The sequence below is a fragment of the Streptomyces scopuliridis genome (genome assembly GCF_042790125.1).
In the GTDB taxonomy this organism is placed as follows: domain Bacteria; phylum Actinomycetota; class Actinomycetes; order Streptomycetales; family Streptomycetaceae; genus Streptomyces; species Streptomyces scopuliridis_A.
In genome coordinates this window covers 356,442-375,138 of record NZ_JBHTZS010000006.1, presented here as the reverse complement: position 1 = coordinate 375,138, position 18,697 = coordinate 356,442, and the positions used below count along the sequence as shown (strand labels likewise).

Here is an 18,697-nt window from a genome sequence, read left to right as displayed (position 1 = left end):
CTCGGGGGGGCCCCCGCGGGGTGGCCGCGCCGCCCCGCCCCTCCGCCGTACGTGTGACGGCCGTTGCCTGATCCCGGCTACTTGATCTCGACGCGCACCTCGTTGCGCAGCTTCGCCGCCTGCGCGGCGGCATCGTCGAGGGTCATGCTCTTGCCGGTGAGAATCGCTCCCGCGTCACTCGACACGACGTAGACCACGGTGCTGTGGTCGCCCCAGATGCACATCGGCATCGTGAAGGCGCTAGGACCCGAGCTACCGGCGGCCTCGGTCATCTTGAACTTCATTTCCTGGCACTTCATGACGCCGTTGTCGAAGCCGTCCGGCGTGAACTCCTGCGGCTCGCCGACGAGTTCGATGCTCTCGCCGCTGCTGTCGGACGAGGTGGAGTTCTTCTTCGACTCGGCGAACATCGCGTCGATGACCTTCTCCGGGTCGTCGATCTCACCGTAGACGCCGTTGAACTGGAGGGACTTCTGCGTGGCGCCCTTCCCGGCGTTGTAGCCGGAGCCGGCGCTCGTGGGGTTGTTGACTCCCCACTTCTTGGCCTCCTCGGCGTCGCTCTTGGTCATGGTGTTGTCCGACGCCCCGGTCCCTCCGGCCTTCGTGTAGGCGCCGTCGAGCACCGACTCCGGCGTCGTCAGCTTGTACCTCTTGCCGTCGTCCGCGACCGAGCCGCTGCCGCCGCCCACCAGGAAGTACGCACCGCCCGCGATCACCGCCAGCGCCAGTACGGACGCGCCGACTATCAGGCCCGTGTTCTTCTTGGGCGCCTGGCCGGGAGGGGGCGGGTACTGGCCGCCGCCGTACGGGGGCTGCTGGCCGTACGGGGGCTGCTGGGGCTGCTGGCCGTACGGTCCGGGCTGCTGCGGGTAGCCGTACCCCTGCGGCGGCTGCGGGGGGACACCCTGCGGGGGCTGCTGCGGGTAACCGTAACCGGGCTGCGGCGGCCCCTGCGGGGGCTGCTGGCCGTAAGGACCTGGCTGGCCGTACGGTCCGGGCTGCTGGGGCTGCCCGCCGTACGGGCCCGGCTGGTTGTAACTCATGTGCTGTCCCCTGTTAGATGTTTACGCGTTCCGAACATCCTGACGGAAGAGCCGGTGACCGGGGCCACCCGGGGCCGCACCGTTACCGAACTATCCCGTTTCAGTACGGGGCGGTGACACCTCTAAACTGTGCCCCGTGACCGAGAACACTCAGCAGCAGCCAGCCAGCAACCCCGAACTGCCGACCCAGTACGTTCCGGCCGAGGTAGAGGGGAAGCTGTACGAGCGCTGGGTAGAGCGCGGTTACTTCGAGGCCGACGAGAAGAGCGAGAAGCCGCCGTTCACCGTCGTCATCCCGCCGCCGAACGTCACCGGCAGCCTCCACCTCGGGCATGCCTTCGAGCACACGCTCATCGACGCCGTCACCCGCCGCAAGCGCATGCAGGGTTACGAGACGCTGTGGCAGCCCGGCATGGACCACGCGGGCATCGCCACCCAGAACGTCGTCGAGCGTGAGCTGGCCAAGGAGGGCAAGTCCCGCCACGACCTGGGGCGCGAGGCGTTCGTCGAGCGTGTCTGGAAGTGGAAGGGCGAGTCCGGCGGGCAGATCTCCGGGCAGATGCGCCGGCTCGGGGACGGGGTCGCCTGGTCGCGTGAGCGCTTCACCATGGACGAGGGGCTGTCCAAGGCCGTCCAGACGATCTTCAAGAAGCTCTACGACGACGAGCTGATCTACCGCGCCGAGCGCATCATCAACTGGTGCCCGCGCTGTCTCACCGCGATCTCCGACATCGAGGTGGAGTACCAGGACGACGACGGCGAGCTGGTCTCGCTGAAGTACGGCGAGGGCGAGGACTCCGTCGTCGTCGCCACCACGCGCGCCGAGACGATGCTCGGTGACACCGCCGTCGCCGTCCATCCCGGCGACGCGCGGTACGCGCATCTCGTCGGCAAGCGGATCAAGCTGCCGCTCACCGACCGTACGATCCCGGTCGTCGCGGACGAGCACGTCGACCCGGAGTTCGGCACGGGCGCCGTCAAGGTGACCCCGGCGCACGACCCGAACGACTTCGAGATCGGCCGCCGGCACGGCCTGCCGAACATCACGGTCATGGACGAGCGCGCCGTGATCACCGTCCCGGGCCCGTTCGAGGGGCTCGACCGGTTGGAGGCGCGCAGCGCCATCGTCGCCGCACTGCGCGCCGACGGCCGGATCGTCGCCGAGAAGCGCCCGTACACCCACTCCGTCGGCCACTGTTCACGCTGCAAGACGACCATCGAGCCGCGGCTGTCGCTCCAGTGGTGGGTCAAGGTCGGGCCGCTGGCCAAGGCCGCGGGCGACGCCGTCCGCGACGACCGCGTCACGATCCACCCGAAGGAGATGGAGTCCCGCTACTTCGGCTGGGTCGACAACCTCCACGACTGGTGTATCTCCCGGCAGCTGTGGTGGGGCCACCGCATCCCCGTCTGGTACGGCCCCAACGGCGAGATGGTGTGCGTCGGTCCCGATGACGAGGCGCCGGCCGGCGAGGGCTGGACGCAGGACACGGATGTCCTGGACACCTGGTTCTCGTCGGGGCTGTGGCCGTTCTCCACGCTGGGCTGGCCCGAACAGACCCCCAGCGTCGAGAAGTTCTATCCGAACTCGATCCTGATCACCGGCTACGACATCCTCTTCTTCTGGGTCGCCCGGATGATGATGTTCGGTCTGTACGCGATGGACGGCACGCCGCCGTTCAGCACGATCGTGCTGCACGGCATGGTCCGTGACGAGCACGGCAAGAAGATGTCGAAGACCTTCGGCAATGTCGTCAATCCGCTGGACTGGATGGACAAGTACGGGACCGACGCGGTCCGGTTCACCCTCGCGCGTGGCGCCAACCCGGGCGTCGACGTGCCGATCGGCGAGGACTGGGTCCAGGGCTCCCGCAACTTCGCCAACAAGATCTGGAACGCCACGCGCTTCGCGATGATGAACGGCGCGACCGTCGAGGGCCCGCTGCCCGACGCGGCCGAGCTGTCCGCCACCGACCGGTGGATCCTGTCGCGGCTGAACGCCGTCGTCGCGGAGGTCGACGCGTACTACGAGGACTACCAGTTCGCGAAGTTGTCGGACTCGCTCTTCCACTTCGCCTGGGACGAGGTCTTCGACTGGTACGTGGAGCTCTCCAAGACCACGTTCATCGAGGGCGGCGAGGCGGCGAAGGTCTCCGGACGGGTCCTCGGCGAGGTCCTCGATGTCACCCTGCGTCTGCTGCACCCGGTCGTCCCCTTCGTCACCGAGACGCTCTGGACCACGCTCACCGGCAAGGAGTCGGTCGTCGTCGCCGACTGGCCGGCCGACAGCGGGTTGCGTGACACGGCGGCCGAGCGGGAGATCGGGCATCTCCAGCAGGTGATCACCGAGGTCCGCCGGTTCCGCTCCGACCAGGGGCTCCAGCCCGGCCAGAAGGTCCCGGCGCGACTGGATCTCACGGGTACGCCGCTGGCCGCGCACGAGGCGGCCATCCGGCAGCTGCTGCGCCTCCAGCCCGAGGGCGAGGGCTTCCACGCCACCGCGACGCTGCCGGTCGCCGGGGCGACGGTCGCGCTCGACCTGTCGGGCACGATCGACATCGAGGCAGAGCGCAAGCGCCTGACGAAGGACCTCGGCGCGGCCGAGAAGGAGAAGGCGCAGGCGACGGCGAAGCTCGGCAACGAGGCGTTCCTCGCCAAGGCCCCCGACAACGTGGTCGAGAAGATCCGCGGCCGGCTCGCCAAGTCCGAGGCGGACATCGAGCGGCTGACCACGCAGCTGGCGGGCCTGCCCCAGGGCTGACCCCCTGCGCGCACACGACAGCGGGGCCCCTGCCACCCGGCGGGGGCCCCGCTGTCGTACCCGGCCGGGACCGGGCCGGGGGCGCGGGGCGACCGGTGTCGGTGGCGCTCCGTAGACTGGTCGCGTGAGCGAGCACCGTCCTTCCGACCAGCCCGGCGAGTACGACGAATTCGATGAGATCGTCGACGCCGCGACCGACCGAGACCCCGACCTCGCGGTGATCGAGGCCGGCAGCCGTACGCTGCGCGCCCAGGCCGGGCCCGCGCAGGGCGACGGCGTCCCGGCACGCCCCGAGGACCCGGAGGTGGACAAGGCGCTGCGCGCCGTCGAGCAGGAGCTGGCGGGTCGCTGGGGCGAGACGAAGCTCGACCCGTCGGTCGCCAGGATCAAGGGTCTGATGGATGTGCTGGGCGATCCCCAGCGCTCCTATCCGTCGATCCACATCACCGGCACCAACGGCAAGACCTCCACGGCCCGCATGATCGAGGCGCTGCTCGGCGCGTTCGACCTGCGTACCGGCCGGTACACGAGCCCGCACGTCCAGTCCGTCACCGAGCGGATCAGCCTGGACGGCGCCCCGGTCTCCGCCGAGCGGTTCATCGAGACGTACGAGGACATCAAGCCGTACGTGGAGATGGTCGACGGCTCGCAGGAGTACCGGCTCTCCTTCTTCGAGGTGCTGACGGGCATGGCGTACGCCGCCTTCGCGGACGCGCCGGTGGACGTCGCCGTGGTCGAGGTCGGCATGGGCGGCACCTGGGACGCGACGAATGTCATCGACGCGTCCGTCGCCGTCGTCATGCCGATCGATCTGGACCACACGGACCGGCTCGGCTCCACACCCGGCGAGATCGCCGTGGAGAAGGCCGGGATCATCAAGCCGGGCGCGACGGTCGTCCTGGCGCAGCAGCCGGTGGACGCCGCGCAGGTGATGCTGAAGAAGGCCGTCGACGTGGACGCGACGGTCGCCCGCGCGGGCATGGAGTTCGGTGTGGTCGCCCGCGAGATCGCGGTCGGCGGCCAGCAGCTGACGCTGCGCGGTCTCGGCGGCGAGTACGAGCAGATCTTCCTCCCGCTGTACGGCGCGCATCAGGCGCAGAACGCGGCGGTGGCGCTCGCCGCCGTGGAGGCGTTCTTCGGGATCGGCGCGCAGCACGCCCGTCGGCTCGACATGGACACGGTCCGCAAGGCGTTCGCCTCGGTCACCTCGCCCGGCCGTCTTGAGGTCGTACGGCGCTCGCCGACGGTGGTGCTGGACGCGGCGCACAACCCGGCCGGGGCCCGTGCCGCGGCCGAGGCCCTCACCGAGTCGTTCGGCTTCAGCCGGCTGATCGGGGTGGTGGGTTCCAGCGACGACAAGGACGTCCGCGGGGTGCTGGAAGCCCTGGAGCCGATCTGTTCGGAGATCGTCGTCACGCAGAACTCCAGCTTCCGCGCGATGGGCGCGGACGAGCTGGCGGCCGTCGCCGTCGAGGTCTTCGGGGACGACCGGGTCCAGGTCGAGGTGCGTCTCGATGACGCGCTGGAGGCGGCGATCACCCTCGCCGAGGAGGAGTCCGAGTTCGCGGGCGCCGGGGTCCTGGTCACCGGCTCGGTGATCACGGTCGGCGAGGCCCGGCTGCTGCTGAGGAGGCGCTGAATCCCATGCGTACGCTCTGTGCGTCCACACTGATCGGTGAGTTCTTCGTGATCGGCTTCGCCGGTCTCGTCGCCATGAAGTCGGACGATCTGTCGGTGGGGACGATCTGGACGGTCTGCGGCATCGCGATGCTGCTGTCCGTTCTGCTCTGCGGGCTGATCACCCGTCCGGGCGGTGTCCAGCTCGGCTGGGCGCTCCAGATCGCGCTGGTCGCCAGCGGTTTCGTGGTGCCCGCGATGTTCGTCCTCGGCCTGATCTTCGCGGCCCTGTGGGGCGCCTCGGTCCACTTCGGGCGGCAGATCGACGAGGCGAAGGCGCGCTGGGCCGAACAGACATCGGCAGAGGCTGACGCTGCGTGATCGACGGTGTGGTATGCCCTGTAGCCTCTGAGGGCCCGCATCCCGTAGTAGAAGGAGCCCGCACAGTGAGCCAGCGCACGCTTGTCCTGATCAAGCCCGATGCCGTACGCCGCGGCCTGGTCGGTGAGATCGTCGGCCGTATCGAGCGCAAGGCAGGCTGGACCATCAGCGCCATGGAGCTGCGCACGCTCGACCAGGACACGCTGGAGCAGCACTACGGCGAGCACAAGGGGAAGCCCTTCTACGAGCCGCTGGTCGAGTTCATGGCCTCCGGTCCGGTCGTCGCTCTGGTCGTCGACGGCGAGCGGGTCATCGAGGGCATCCGCGCGCTCTCCGGTCCGACTGACCCGATCGCCGCAGCGCCGGGGTCCATCCGGGGGGACTTCGGGACCATCGTCCGGGAGAACCTGATCCACGCCTCGGACTCCGAGGAGTCCGCCATTCGGGAACTTAAAATCTTCTTCCCGGGACTTTCCTGACCACTTGTCAGCCAAACGGAGCTGATGGCCTGGGGCGACCGAAGGAATTCGGTCGCCTTTGGGCATATCTAAGCCACTTTCGGGAACGCATCGGACCGACACTTCGTCACCCTTACTGAGGTGGGCCACCGCGCCGTCGTCCTTCCGACGGCACTACGATGGAAACCTCCAAGCCACAGCACCCACCTCGCCATCCTGAAAAGCCATCAACGCTTGGGAAGGCCAGACGCATCCTCATGGGGAACAACATGTCGTTCATCGGCCGTGACATGGCTGTCGACCTCGGGACCGCCAACACGCTGGTGTACGTCAGAGGCCGGGGGATCGTACTCAACGAGCCGTCCGTCGTCGCCATCAACACCAACACCGGCGGTATTCTCGCGGTCGGCGCCGAGGCAAAGAAGATGATCGGCCGGACGCCGGGCAACATCGTTGCCGTCCGACCGCTGAAGGACGGCGTTATCGCCGACTTCGAAATCACCGAGCGCATGCTGCGCTACTTCATCCTGAAGATCCACAAACGCCGCTATCTGGCGCGTCCGCGGGTCGTCGTCTGTGTGCCCTCCGGTATCACGGGCGTTGAGCGCCGCGCCGTGATCGAGGCGTCCACCCAGGCCGGCGCGCGCCAGGTGCACATCATCGAGGAGCCCATGGCCGCGGCCATCGGCTCCGGACTCCCCGTCCACGAGGCCACCGGCAACATGGTCGTGGACATCGGCGGCGGCACGACCGAGGTCGCCGTGATCTCGCTCGGCGGAATCGTCACAGCACAGTCCATCCGGGTCGCCGGCGACGAGTTGGACAACGCGATCATCCAGCACATCAAGAAGGAGTACTCGCTCCTGCTCGGCGAGCGGACCGCCGAGAGCATCAAGATCACCATCGGTTCCGCGTACGACCTCGACAAGGACGAGCACACCGAGATCCGCGGCCGTGACCTGGTCTCCGGGCTGCCGAAGACCGTGGTCATCTCGGCCGCCGAGGTACGCAAGGCCATCGAGGAGCCGGTCAACGCGATCGTCGACGCGGTCAAGACCACGCTCGACAAGTGCCCGCCCGAGCTGTCCGGTGATGTGATGGACCGCGGGATCGTGCTCACCGGCGGCGGCGCCCTGCTGCGCGGTCTCGACGAGCGGCTGCGTCGCGAGACCGGGATGCCGATCCACATCGCCGAGGACCCGCTGGATTCCGTGGCGCTCGGATCCGGCAAGTGTGTCGAGGAGTTCGAGGCGCTCCAGCAGGTGCTGGACGCGCAGCCCCGCCGGTGACGGAAGAGTCCCCGTCCCCCTGGCGCTCCGGCCCGGGGGGACCTCCGGCGGGGGCCTCGACCTCTCGCGCGGCGGATCGTTGATATACCCCCAGAATCATTCCAACGAGGAAGGCACGGCCGCCGCACGTGAGGGACACACGAGAGAGCCGTTTGCTCCTGGTGCTGCTGATCGCCATCGCGTTCGCACTGATCACGGTGGATATCCGCGGTGGTGAGGATTCCCCGGTCGAGGGCGCGCGGCACGCCGCGGCGACGGTCCTCGGTCCGGTGGAGAACGGTGTCGCGTCCGCGGTCAATCCGGTGGGCAATGCCATAGGAGCGGTACGGGATTCCGGTGCGCGGCACAATCGCATCGCCGTGCTCCAGAAGGAGAACACCGAGCTGAAACAGCGGCTCGGCAGTGACGACCGCAATCGCAGCCGGGTACGCGAACTGGACAAGATGCTCGCGACGGCCGGAGCCGGTCAGTACGGAATCAAGGGCGCCGAGGTCATCGCCATAGGAGCGGCCCAGGGATTCTCCTGGACGGTCACGATCAATATCGGTGCCAACGACGGCATCACGCGCGATATGACCGTGCTGAATGGTGACGGACTTGTCGGTCGTGTCACGACCGTCGGTCCGAGCACCGCGACCGTACTGCTCGCGAATGACCCGGACTTCACCGTCGGTACCCGGATGGAGAGCAGCGACGAACTGGGCTTCGCCACCGGCCAGGGCGACCGTCCGCTCTCCGTCCAGCTCCTCAACGGCAAGGCCAAGATCAAGAAGGGCGACCGGCTGGTCACCTTCGGGTCGAGCAAGGACCGGCCGTTCGTGCCGGGCGTCCCGGTCGGCGAGGTGGTCCAGGTCGATCCGTCCGGCGGCGATCTGACCCGGACCGTGTACGTACGCCCCTTCGTCGGCTTCACCAAGCTCGACCTGGTCGGTGTCGTCGTGGAGGCTCCCCGGCAGGACCCGCGCGACACGGTCCTGCCGCCCAAGTCGCAGCCCACCCCGACGCCCACCGTCACCGTCACGGTCACCCCGTCGGCCAACGCCGACACCGAGGTGAACGGCGAGGCCGACACCGGCAATCCGGACCCCAACGCCCGTCCGGACGCCAACGCCAACGCCAATCCGGATCCGAACGCCAATCCGGATCCCAATGCCAACGGTCAAGCAGACGACCAGGAGTAGGGCTGATTCCCATGCGCTTCAACCGGATTCTGCTCTCGGCCACGCTGGTCGTGGTCGCCCTCGTCATCCAGGTGTCCGTACTGGCCAGACTCCAGCTCCCCGGCGCCGTCCCCGATCTGATGCTCCTCGTCGTCCTCGCCCTGGCCTTCGTGTACGGCCATGTGGGCGGCGCGCTCATCGGTTTCTGCGCGGGACTGCTGGCCGATCTGGCGCCGCCCGCCGACCACGCCGCCGGCCGCTACGCGCTGGTGCTCTGCGTGATCGGCTATCTGGCCGGGCTGGCCCGCCCCGAGAAGGGCCGGATGAGATCGGCGTTCGTGCCGATGGCCGTGGTCGTCGGCGCGGCGCTCGGCTCGACGCTGCTGTACGCGGCGGTCGGCGCGCTCGTCGGCGACACCTCCGCCCGCCATGTCGGTCTGGCCGGACTGCTGTTCACCGCCGCGGTCTACGATCTGCTGCTGGCGCCGTTCACCGTCCCGCTGATCATGTTCCTGGCCAGACACGCCGAGAACGATCCGCTCGCCGAGACCCAGAGCAGCGGCGGCGCCGATGTCGCGTCCGGCTGGACCACCACCGGCACCGGGCTGCGGATCGGCAGCCAGCGTGGCGTGATGCGGCTCAAGGCCGCCCGTAACCGCGCGGCACGGGCCGGACGCATCAAGGGGGTCAAGCGACTGTGACTCCGCATCACCCGCCGGCCGTCGCGCGCAGGCCCGCGCACACGGCCGGCCACGCACCGTCCGGCCGTACCGCCCGTACCGTCCGTGGGGGATCGCAGTGAGCAATATTCCGGAGACCGGGCGGACACCGCGGGTCCAGATCCGGCTCGTCATCATTCAAGTCCTCGTCTTCTCGCTCCTCCTCACCCTCGGCGGCCGGCTCTGGTACCTCCAGGTCCGCAACGGCCAGGAGTACACGGACGAGGCCAAGAACAACCACGTCCAGCAGGTTGTCCAGCCGGCCGTCCGCGGCTCGATCCTCGACTCCCGGGGGATCCCGCTCGCCGACAACGAGACCCGGCTCGTCGTCTCCACCAGCCGTACCGAGCTGATGAAGATGAAGGACAAGGGCGTGGCCGTCCTGACCCGGCTCGCCGACGTCCTCGACATGAAGCCCAAGGACGTCATGGACAAGGTCAGGCTCTGCGACTCGAAGACCCCCAAGCCCTGCTGGAACGGTTCTCCCTTTCAGCCGATCCCGGTCACGGACGAGGCCACCACCCAGCAGGCCCTCCAGATCCGTGAGCGCGCCGAGGACTTCCCCGGCATCACCGCCGAGCCCACCGCCGTACGCCGCTACACCGCGCCGGGGCTCGCCAACACCGCTCAGGTGCTCGGCTATCTCTCGCCCGTCACGGACGAGGAGATCACCAAGGCCCAGAACACCGACTCGCCGTACCTCCGCTCCGACCAGGTCGGCCGCTCGGGACTGGAGCGCACCTACGACAAGCAGCTGCGCGGCAAGGCCGGAGTCACCCGGTACGAGGTCGACAACCTCGGCCGCGTCATCGGCCAGGCCCGCAACGACGAGGCCGAGCCCGGCGCCAATGTCATCACGTCGATAGACGCACGCGTGCAGGCCGTCACGGAGTACGAGCTGAACGAGGCCATGAAGGCCGCCCGCAAGGAGATGGACCGCAACACCAGCGAGCACTACAAGGCGGACTCCGGCGCCGCGGTGGTCATGGAGGCGAAGACGGGCCGGGTCGTCGCGATGGCCTCCCTGCCGACGTACGACCCCAACGCCTGGGTCGGCGGCATCTCCGCCAAGGAGTACGCCAGGCTCACCGGCAAGAAGTCCAACTTCCCGCTGCTGAACCGGGCCATTCAGGGCCAGGCGGCCCCCGGCTCGATCTTCAAGGTCGTCTCGTCGACCGCCGCGGTCAACGCCGGTTACAAATTCAACGGCAACTACCCCTGCCCCAGTTCGTACAGCGTCGGCGGCCAGGTCTTCCAGAACTTCGAGTCCAGGGGCTACGGCAGCATCACCCTCGGCAAAGCCCTCGAAGTCTCCTGCGACACCGTCTTCTACGGCATCGCGCACAAGGAGTGGCAGAAGGACGGTGGGATGAAGCCGAAGCACCCCAACGACTGGTTCTACAAGACCGCGCACCAGTTCGGCCTCGGCAAGGAGACCGGTATCGACCTTCCCAACGAGGTCACCGGACGTATCCCCGACCGGCAGTGGAAGCAGAGCTTCTGGGAGGCCAACAAGGTCAGCTGGTGCCAGCAGGGCAAGAAGGGCGGCACCTACGTCGAGAGGATCGCCTACGAGGGATGTCTCGAAGGCAACCGGATGCGCGCCGGTGACTCCGTCAACTACTCGATCGGCCAGGGCGACACGCTCGTCACCCCGATCCAGATGGCCACCATCTACTCGGCCATCGCCAACGGCGGCACCCTCTACAACCCTGTCGTCGGCAAGGCGATCGTCAGCCCCGACGGCAAGCGGGTCGAGGAGATCGCGCCCACGTCGCACGGCAAGCTGCCGACGCGGGGCAAGACACTGGAGCAGATCAACGAGGCCCTCGCGGCGGTCACGACCACCGGCTCCGCCGCCTGGCGCTTCGGCGGGTGGCCGCAGGACAAGATCCCGATGCACGCCAAGACGGGTACGGCCGAGGTCTACGGCAAGCAGACGACCTCGTGGTTCGCCTCGTACACCGAGGACTACACGATCGTCATGACGATCTCGCAGGGTGGTACCGGCTCCGGGGCCTCGGGGCCGGCCGTGCGAAAGATCTACGAGGCGATGTACGGGCTGAACGCCAAGGGCGAGCAGGACCTCAGCAAGGCGCTGATGCCCGAGCCGCGCAAGGAACTGCCCCAGATCCAGCCGGACGGTTCGATCGACGCGCCGAAGATCAGGCCGTACGAGCCGGTGCGGGAAACCCCGGACGAGCAGACGCTGGCGGGCCCGCCCGCCACGTCCACGCGGAGGGACTGAGCGATGGCCGGCACAAGTGGCTTCTCGGTCTCCGGATACGGTCCGGAGCGCGGGACCTGGGCCAGGCTCGTGGCCCGTGACTCGATGGCGCGCAGACTCGACTGGCCGCTGCTCTTCTCCTCGCTGGCCCTGTCGCTGATCGGCTCGCTGCTGGTCTGGTCGGCGACCCGTAACCGCACCCAGCTGAACCAGGGCGATCCGTACTACTTCCTCCTGCGCCATCTGCTCAACACCGGCATCGGGTTCGCCCTGATGGTCGGCACGATCTGGCTCGGACACCGCACCCTGCGCGGCGCGGTCCCGGCGCTGTACGGGCTCTCCGTCGTCCTGGTCCTGCTGGTCCTCACCCCGCTCGGCGCGACCATCAACGGCGCCCACGCCTGGATCGTGATCGGCGGCGGCTTCACCCTCCAGCCGTCCGAGTTCGTGAAGGTCACGATCATCCTGGCCATGGCGGTGATGCTGGCGGCCCGGGTGGACGCCGGGGACCTGATCCATCCGGACCATCGCACCGTCGCGAAATCCCTCGGGCTCGCGGTCATCCCGATGGTCATCGTCATGATGATGCCGGACCTCGGATCGGTGATGGTCATGGCCGTCATCGTGCTCGGCGTCCTGCTCGCCTCCGGCGCCTCCAACCGCTGGATCATCGGCCTGGTCGGCGCGGGAGCGGCGGGCGCCATCGCGGTCGCGGCGCTCGGCGTGCTCGACGAGTACCAGATCAACCGCTTCGCCGCCTTCGCCAACCCGGAGCTGGACCCGGCGGGCGTCGGCTACAACACCAACCAGGCGCGGATCGCCATCGGCTCCGGCGGACTCACCGGCACCGGGCTCTTCCACGGCTCCCAGACCACCGGCCAGTTCGTGCCCGAGCAGCAGACCGACTTCGTCTTCACGGTCGCGGGCGAGGAGCTGGGCTTCGTCGGGGCGGGCCTGATACTGCTGCTGCTCGGCGTGGTCCTGTGGCGCGCCTGCCGGATCGCCCGGGAGACGACCGAGCTGTACGGCACGATCGTCGCGGCGGGGATCATCGCCTGGTTCGCGTTCCAGTCCTTCGAGAACATCGGGATGACGCTCGGGATCATGCCGGTGGCGGGTCTGCCGCTGCCGTTCGTCTCGTACGGCGGCACCGCCATGTTCGCCGCGTGGATCGCCGTCGGACTGCTCCAGTCGATCCGGGTGCAGCGGCCGATAACGGCGTGAGGCCACGTCCCGATCAGCTCCCAGGGGCTGCCCAAGGGCAGCCTCTGGGACTAAATTCGGTACATGGCGGACACAAAGCGAGAGATCGAGCGCAAGTACGAACTTCCCGCGCCCTCCGATGCCGATGAGCCGCCCGGACTGCCGGATCTCACCGGTTTGAAGGGGGTGGCGTCCGTCCGCGCCCGGGGCGTCGTGGAGCTGGACGCCGTCTACTACGACACCGCGGATCTGCGCCTCACCGAGGGCCGTGTCACGCTGCGGCGCCGCACGGGCGGCGGCGACGAGGGCTGGCATCTGAAGTTCCCGGTCTCCGCCGGCATCCGTGACGAGATCACGGCGCCGCTGGCCGACACCCTTCCGGACGAACTCGCCGCACTGGTCCGCTCGCGGGTACGGCGCGCCGGGCTGATCCCCGTCGTACGGCTGATGACCTCGCGCGATGTCCTCCATCTGCTCGACGCGAAGGGCACGCTGCTCGCCGAGGTGAGCGTGGACGCCGTACGCGCGCAGCGCCTCACCGGGGACACCGGCACCGGCGGCGAGGACGCCGGGACCGCCGCCTGGACCGAGGTCGAGGTGGAGCTGGGCGACGACGCCGACCCCGGGATCCTCGACGCGGTGGAGAAGAAGCTCCGCAAGGCCGGTCTGCGCCCGGCGTCCGCCGCGTCGAAGCTCGCCAGGGCACTGGCCGAGACGGCGCCCGGCGAGCCCGGTCCGGCCGCCGCGCCGGCGAAGGGCGGGCCGCGCGGCGCCGGGGACCACATCCTGGCCTATCTGCGCGACCAGGCCGAGGCGATCACCGCCCAGGACCCCGCCGTACGCCGCGACCTGCCGGACTCCGTGCACCAGCTGCGGGTCGCCACCCGCCGGATGCGCTCCGCCTTCCGTACGTACCGCGGCATCCTCGACCGGTCCGTCACCGACCCCGTCGGCGACGAGCTCCAGTGGGTCGCGGCGGAGCTGGGCGTCGACCGTGACCACGAAGTCCTCGACGAACGCCTGACCTCCCGCATCGACGCGCTGCCCGTGACCCTGCTCCTGGGGCCGGTGCGCGGCCGGCTCCGGACCTGGGACGCCGCCCAGCGGGCCGGGTCCCGGAGCAGGACCGTCGCCGTACTGGACAGCGAGCGGTACCTGGCCCTGCTGGAGACGCTCGACGGCCTGCTCACCGCGCCGCCGCTGCGGCCGGACGCGGCGCGGCCCCCGGAGAAGGCGCTTCCCAAGGCGATCCTCAAGAACTACGACCGGCTGGCCGGCCGGGTCGGCCTGGCGCTGTCGCTCCCGCCGGGCGAGGAACGCGACCTGGCCATGCACAACGCCCGCAAGGCCGCCAAACGCGCCCGCTACGCCGCGGAGGCGGCCCGCCCCGCCCTGGGCAAGGCGGCCAAGCGCTTCGCCCAGCGCATGAAGGCCCTCCAGACCGCGCTCGGCGACCACCAGGACAGCGTGGTGGCCCGCGAAGCCCTCCGGGATCTCGCGGTCCAGGCCCACGCGGCGGGCGAGTCCGCGTTCACCTGGGGACTGCTCTACGGCGAGGAGGAGGCCCAGGGCGAGCGCCGTGAGCGGGAGCTGCCCGGCCTGTGGGAGGAGGCGTCCGACCCCCGCTTGCGGGCGGATCTGACCGGGTGACCACCGGGGTAGGCTGAATGGTCACCTCTGTCAGTCCACGAAAGATCGCCGTGATGCCTGCCGAATCGGTCTTCCCGCAGCTCGAAGCCCTGCTCCCGCATGTGCAGAAGCCGATCCAGTACGTCGGTGGTGAACTCAACTCCACGGTGAAGCCGTGGGACTCCACCGATGTCCGCTGGGCGCTGATGTACCCGGACGCGTACGAGGTCGGGCTGCCCAACCAGGGCGTCATGATCCTCTACGAGGTACTGAACGAACGCGAGGGCGTGCTCGCCGAGCGTACGTACAGCGTCTGGCCGGATCTCGAAGAGCTGATGCGCGAGCACAAGGTCCCGCAGTTCACGGTGGACAGCCACCGGCCGGTCGGCGCCTTCGACGTCTTCGGGCTGAGCTTCTCCACCGAGCTGGGCTACACCAACATGCTCACCGCCCTGGACCTCGCGGGCATCCCGCTCGCGGCCCGGGACCGTACCGTCGACCACCCCATCGTGCTCGCCGGCGGCCACGCCGCGTTCAACCCCGAGCCGATCGCGGAGTTCATCGACTGCGCGGTCATCGGCGACGGCGAGCAGGCCGTGCTGGAGATCACCGAGATCATCCGGGCCTGGAAGGCGGAGGGCCGCCCCGGCGGGCGCGAGGAGGTCCTCTTCCGGCTCGCGAAGACCGGCGGCGTGTACGTCCCCGGCTTCTACGACGTCGAGTACCTCCCGGACGGCCGTATCGCGCGCGTCGTACCGAACAAGTCCGGCGTTCCGTGGCGGGTGTCCAAGCACACCGTGATGGACCTCGACGAGTGGCCGTACCCCAAGCAGCCGCTCGTCCCGCTCGCCGAGACCGTCCACGAGCGGATGTCCGTGGAGATCTTCCGCGGCTGTACGCGCGGCTGCCGGTTCTGCCAGGCGGGCATGATCACCCGCCCGGTGCGCGAGCGCAGCATCACCGGAATCGGCGAGATGGTCGAGAAGGGGCTGAAGGCGACCGGCTTCGAGGAGGTCGGACTGCTCTCGCTCTCCTCCGCCGACCACAGCGAGATCGGCGACATCGCCAAGGGGCTCGCGGACCGCTACGAGGAGGACAAGGTCGGCCTGTCCCTCCCGTCCACCCGCGTCGACGCGTTCAATGTCGATCTGGCCAACGAGCTGACCAGGAACGGCCGCAGGTCGGGTCTGACCTTCGCCCCCGAGGGCGGCTCCGAGCGGCTGCGCAAGGTCATCAACAAGATGGTCTCGGAGGAGGACCTGATCCGTACGGTCTCCACCGCGTACGGCAACGGCTGGCGGCAGGTGAAGCTGTACTTCATGTGCGGTCTGCCCACCGAGACCGATGAGGACGTCCTCCAGATCGGCGACATGGCGGTCAGGGTCATCGCCGAGGGCCGCAAGGTCTCCGGCCAGAACGACATCCGCTGCACGGTCTCGATCGGCGGGTTCGTGCCCAAGCCGCACACCCCGTTCCAGTGGGCACCGCAGCTCGGCGCAGAGGAGACCGACGCGCGGCTGGAGAAGCTCCGCGACAAGATCCGGGGCGACAAGAAGTACGGCCGCTCGATCGGCTTCCGCTACCACGACGGCAAGCCCGGCATCGTCGAGGGCCTGCTCTCGCGCGGGGACCGGCGCGTCGGCGCGGTCATCCGCGCGGTGTACGAGGACGGCGGCCGGTTCGACGGCTGGCGCGAGCACTTCTCGTACGACCGCTGGATGGCCTCCGCGGAGAAGACGCTGCCGGAGCTCGGCGTGGACGTCGCCTGGTACACGACGCGTGAGCGTACGTACGAGGAGGTCCTGCCCTGGGACCACCTGGACTCCGGTCTCGACAAGGACTGGCTCTGGGAGGACTGGCAGGACGCGCTGGACGAGACCGAGGTCGAGGACTGCCGCTGGACGCCGTGCTTCGACTGCGGTGTCTGCCCGCAGATGGACACCGAGATCCAGATCGGTCCCACGGGCAAGAAGCTGCTGCCGCTCACCGTCGTCAAGTAGCGGCGGACGCGGCGGAATACGAGGGCGCGCCCGGCCGTGGTCCGTTCACGGCCGGGGCGCGCCGCGCGCCTGCACAATGGGCTGATGCCGCAGTTGATCGCGCCCGATATCCGGATCCATTCCTCCTTCCTGGACGCCATGAAGGAGTTCACCGAAGAGGGCGCGGGCGAGCGCTCGTTGCTCCTGCACGAGATGGAGGAGTTCGGCGGGACCTGGCACCGGCCCGAGGTCTTCGCCGCGTATGTGGCGCGGCTCAACGCCGAGCCGCTGGAGGAGACCCCGCGGATCGAGGGGTGGGTGCCCAACACCACGCTCTGGTACGTCGAGGGCGAAACCTTTCTGGGTCGTCTCGCCATCCGCCACCGGCTCAACCCGTTCCTGCGTGAGCTGGGCGGTCATATCGGCTATGCCGTACGTCCCACCGCGCGGCGGCAGGGCCACGCGACCGCGATGCTCGCCGCCTCGCTGCCCGTCGCCCGTGCCATCGGCCTCGAATCCGTCCTGGTCACCTGCGACACCACCAACCTTCCGTCGCGGAAGGTGATCGAGGCGGCCGGCGGGGTGCTGGAGGACCAGCGCGGCGGAAAGCTCCGCTACTGGATCCGGACGGACGTCTGAGACGCCGCGGCCCCGGGCGGGCACCGGCGGGGGCGGATCCCGCCCGCACGAGGGTGGGGAACCGTGGGAGGGCCGTACGCGTACTCTGGGTAGTACAACGATCGTCCCCGGCGCGGACCCCGCACCCGAGATCTCCCCGTGAAAGCGGGGCAGAACCGGGATCCGGGGCCACCCCCACGTCCGAGGGCGGCGCGTCACCGCGTACCGCCCGCACCGAGGAGAAGAACCACTGGGCAAGCGACAGCCCGAAGGCCCGCCGCCCGCACCGGCGGTGCAGCGCATCCGACTGCGCTACACCAAGCGCGGCCGCCTCCGGTTCACCAGCCACCGTGACTTCCAGCGCGCTTTCGAGCGGGCGCTGCGCCGTGCCGAGGTGCCCATGGCGTACTCGGCGGGGTTCACCCCGCATCCGAAGGTGTCGTACGCCAATGCCGCACCCACCGGCACGGGCAGTGAGGCCGAGTTCCTGGAGATCGCTCTCGTGGAGGTGTGCGACCCGGACAAGCTGCGTGAGCTGCTCGACGAGTCGCTGCCGGCCGGCCTGGACATCATCGACGCTGTCGAGGCACGTACGTCGGGGCTCGCCGACCGGCTGACCGCTTCCGTATGGGAGCTGCGGCTGGACGGCGTCGAGCCGCGCGCGGCGGAAGAGGCCGTGGCCGCCTTCCTGGCCGCCGAGTCGGTCGAGGTGGAACGCCGTACGAAGAACGGTCTGCGGACCTTCGACGCACGGGGGGCCGTGGCCGGGCTGGAGGCCGTCGTCATGGAGCCGGGTACGGAGGGGGCTCGGTCCCGGCCTGATAGGCCGGGGGACGGGCCCTGTGCGATACTGCGGCTGGTTGTTCGGCACGTGACACCTGCCGTGCGACCCGACGACGTCCTTTCCGGTCTCCGAGCTGTGGCCGACCTGGCGCCGCCGGTCCCCGCAGCGGTGACCAGGCTGGCGCAGGGGCTCTTCGACGAGGAGTCCGGAACGGTGACCGATCCGCTCGCGCCCGACCGCGAGGCAGCCCGGCCCGCCCCACCCATGGCCGCCGGACCCGCCGCCGCGACGGCGCCGGAAGGTGCGGGTACCGCGTAGGGCGGTCGTTGTAACAGCGCAGCCCTGGGACTCGGGAGCCACCTGGGTCGGGCGGCGCACTGACCAGAAGACTTTCGCCAGGCCGTACGTACAACGCGTAGGGAACCGGCGAGCCAGACATAACAGCTCCCGTGCGGCGCCCGCGCCCCGGACGGCGGCATTCGCGCAGCGCGCGAGCCGCGGCCGGACCGGAATCAGGCGTGGCGCCCGGGAGCGTGACGGGAGAACCGCCCGCATGCTTGAGCCCACTGAACCCGGTACCCCCGGGGACACCAACGAAGAGAACAACTCACCCAGCGATACGCTGCCGCCGCGCCGCAGGCGCCGTGCCGCGTCCCGCCCGGCGGGCCCGCCCGCCGCGGGGGCCGGGGACGCCACGAGCGTCACGGAGACCGTCGCCCAGGCCGTACCGGCCGCCGAGGCCGCGGGGGCGGCAGCGAGCGACGGTACGGGTGTGACGGAGGAGCCGGTGGCCGCGCCGCGTGCGCGTCGCCGTGCGACGCGCAAGACCGCT

Annotated in this window: 15 protein-coding genes; 14 read left to right on the top strand and 1 reads right to left on the bottom strand. The window is 69.5% G+C overall.

All coding sequences use genetic code 11. The features are described 5' to 3' along the window. Positions 1–77: 77 nt before the first annotated feature. A complete protein-coding gene (locus ACFRKB_RS12920; protein ID WP_383105658.1) occupies positions 78–1,043 on the bottom strand; it encodes a hypothetical protein in 966 nt (321 codons plus the stop codon). Positions 1,044–1,179: 136 nt separating this feature from the next. Between ACFRKB_RS12920 and ACFRKB_RS12915 the strand changes: the two genes are divergently transcribed. The 14 genes from ACFRKB_RS12915 to ACFRKB_RS12850 form a co-directional block, all read left to right on the top strand. Beyond that, positions 1,180–3,801, top strand: a complete 2,622-nt coding sequence (locus tag ACFRKB_RS12915; protein ID WP_383105656.1) for a valine--tRNA ligase — start codon at positions 1,180–1,182, stop codon at positions 3,799–3,801. 124 nt (positions 3,802–3,925) lie between these two features. Further along, entirely contained in the window at positions 3,926–5,440 is a 1,515-nt protein-coding gene (gene folC / locus ACFRKB_RS12910) for a bifunctional tetrahydrofolate synthase/dihydrofolate synthase (protein WP_383105655.1), read from the top strand. Positions 5,441–5,445: 5 nt separating this feature from the next. After that, positions 5,446–5,799, top strand: a complete 354-nt coding sequence (locus tag ACFRKB_RS12905) for a DUF4233 domain-containing protein (protein WP_383105654.1) — start codon at positions 5,446–5,448, stop codon at positions 5,797–5,799. Positions 5,800–5,864: 65 nt separating this feature from the next. Beyond that, positions 5,865–6,278: a nucleoside-diphosphate kinase gene (ndk, locus tag ACFRKB_RS12900; RefSeq protein WP_383105652.1), complete on the top strand. Its 414-nt coding sequence runs from the start codon at positions 5,865–5,867 to the stop codon at positions 6,276–6,278. A gap of 248 nt (positions 6,279–6,526) precedes the next feature. Next, positions 6,527–7,546, top strand: a complete 1,020-nt coding sequence (locus ACFRKB_RS12895) for a rod shape-determining protein (protein WP_030352375.1) — start codon at positions 6,527–6,529, stop codon at positions 7,544–7,546. Positions 7,547–7,674: 128 nt separating this feature from the next. Next, on the top strand, positions 7,675–8,727 hold the full coding sequence (mreC, locus tag ACFRKB_RS12890; RefSeq protein WP_383105651.1) for a rod shape-determining protein MreC: 1,053 nt from the start codon (positions 7,675–7,677) through the stop codon (positions 8,725–8,727). Positions 8,728–8,738: 11 nt separating this feature from the next. Continuing rightward, complete coding sequence (gene mreD, locus ACFRKB_RS12885) at positions 8,739–9,407, top strand: rod shape-determining protein MreD (RefSeq protein ID WP_383105650.1); 669 nt, start codon at positions 8,739–8,741, stop codon at positions 9,405–9,407. A gap of 97 nt (positions 9,408–9,504) precedes the next feature. After that, entirely contained in the window at positions 9,505–11,673 is a 2,169-nt protein-coding gene (gene mrdA, locus ACFRKB_RS12880; protein WP_383105648.1) for a penicillin-binding protein 2, read from the top strand. A 3-nt stretch (positions 11,674–11,676) separates the two neighbouring features. Then, positions 11,677–12,876, top strand: a complete 1,200-nt coding sequence (gene rodA, locus ACFRKB_RS12875; RefSeq protein WP_383105647.1) for a rod shape-determining protein RodA — start codon at positions 11,677–11,679, stop codon at positions 12,874–12,876. A gap of 63 nt (positions 12,877–12,939) precedes the next feature. Beyond that, positions 12,940–14,505, top strand: coding sequence for a CYTH and CHAD domain-containing protein (locus ACFRKB_RS12870; protein WP_383105646.1), 1,566 nt, complete (start codon positions 12,940–12,942; stop codon positions 14,503–14,505). A 53-nt stretch (positions 14,506–14,558) separates the two neighbouring features. Then, on the top strand, positions 14,559–16,484 hold the full coding sequence (locus ACFRKB_RS12865; RefSeq protein ID WP_383105645.1) for a TIGR03960 family B12-binding radical SAM protein: 1,926 nt from the start codon (positions 14,559–14,561) through the stop codon (positions 16,482–16,484). Between the two features lie 84 nt (positions 16,485–16,568). After that, on the top strand, positions 16,569–17,102 hold the full coding sequence (locus ACFRKB_RS12860) for a GNAT family N-acetyltransferase (RefSeq protein WP_383105643.1): 534 nt from the start codon (positions 16,569–16,571) through the stop codon (positions 17,100–17,102). A 271-nt stretch (positions 17,103–17,373) separates the two neighbouring features. Further along, on the top strand, positions 17,374–18,183 hold the full coding sequence (locus ACFRKB_RS12855) for a TIGR03936 family radical SAM-associated protein (protein WP_383105642.1): 810 nt from the start codon (positions 17,374–17,376) through the stop codon (positions 18,181–18,183). A gap of 235 nt (positions 18,184–18,418) precedes the next feature. Continuing rightward, a partial coding sequence (locus ACFRKB_RS12850; RefSeq protein ID WP_383105641.1) for a hypothetical protein occupies positions 18,419–18,697 on the top strand: 279 nt, incomplete at its 3' end.

What these genes read in the sequence shown, in the direction of transcription:
- ACFRKB_RS12920 (WP_383105658.1), bottom strand. Translation starts at nt 1,043, where the DNA reads ATGAGTTACAACCAGCCGGGCCCGTACGGCGGGCAGCCCCAGCAGCCC.
- ACFRKB_RS12905 (WP_383105654.1), top strand. Translation starts at nt 5,446, where the DNA reads ATGCGTACGCTCTGTGCGTCCACACTGATCGGTGAGTTCTTCGTGATC.
- ACFRKB_RS12895 (WP_030352375.1), top strand. Translation starts at nt 6,527, where the DNA reads ATGTCGTTCATCGGCCGTGACATGGCTGTCGACCTCGGGACCGCCAAC.
- mreD (WP_383105650.1), top strand. Translation starts at nt 8,739, where the DNA reads ATGCGCTTCAACCGGATTCTGCTCTCGGCCACGCTGGTCGTGGTCGCC.
- rodA (WP_383105647.1), top strand. Translation starts at nt 11,677, where the DNA reads ATGGCCGGCACAAGTGGCTTCTCGGTCTCCGGATACGGTCCGGAGCGC.
- ACFRKB_RS12870 (WP_383105646.1), top strand. Translation starts at nt 12,940, where the DNA reads ATGGCGGACACAAAGCGAGAGATCGAGCGCAAGTACGAACTTCCCGCG.
- ACFRKB_RS12865 (WP_383105645.1), top strand. Translation starts at nt 14,559, where the DNA reads ATGCCTGCCGAATCGGTCTTCCCGCAGCTCGAAGCCCTGCTCCCGCAT.
- ACFRKB_RS12860 (WP_383105643.1), top strand. Translation starts at nt 16,569, where the DNA reads ATGCCGCAGTTGATCGCGCCCGATATCCGGATCCATTCCTCCTTCCTG.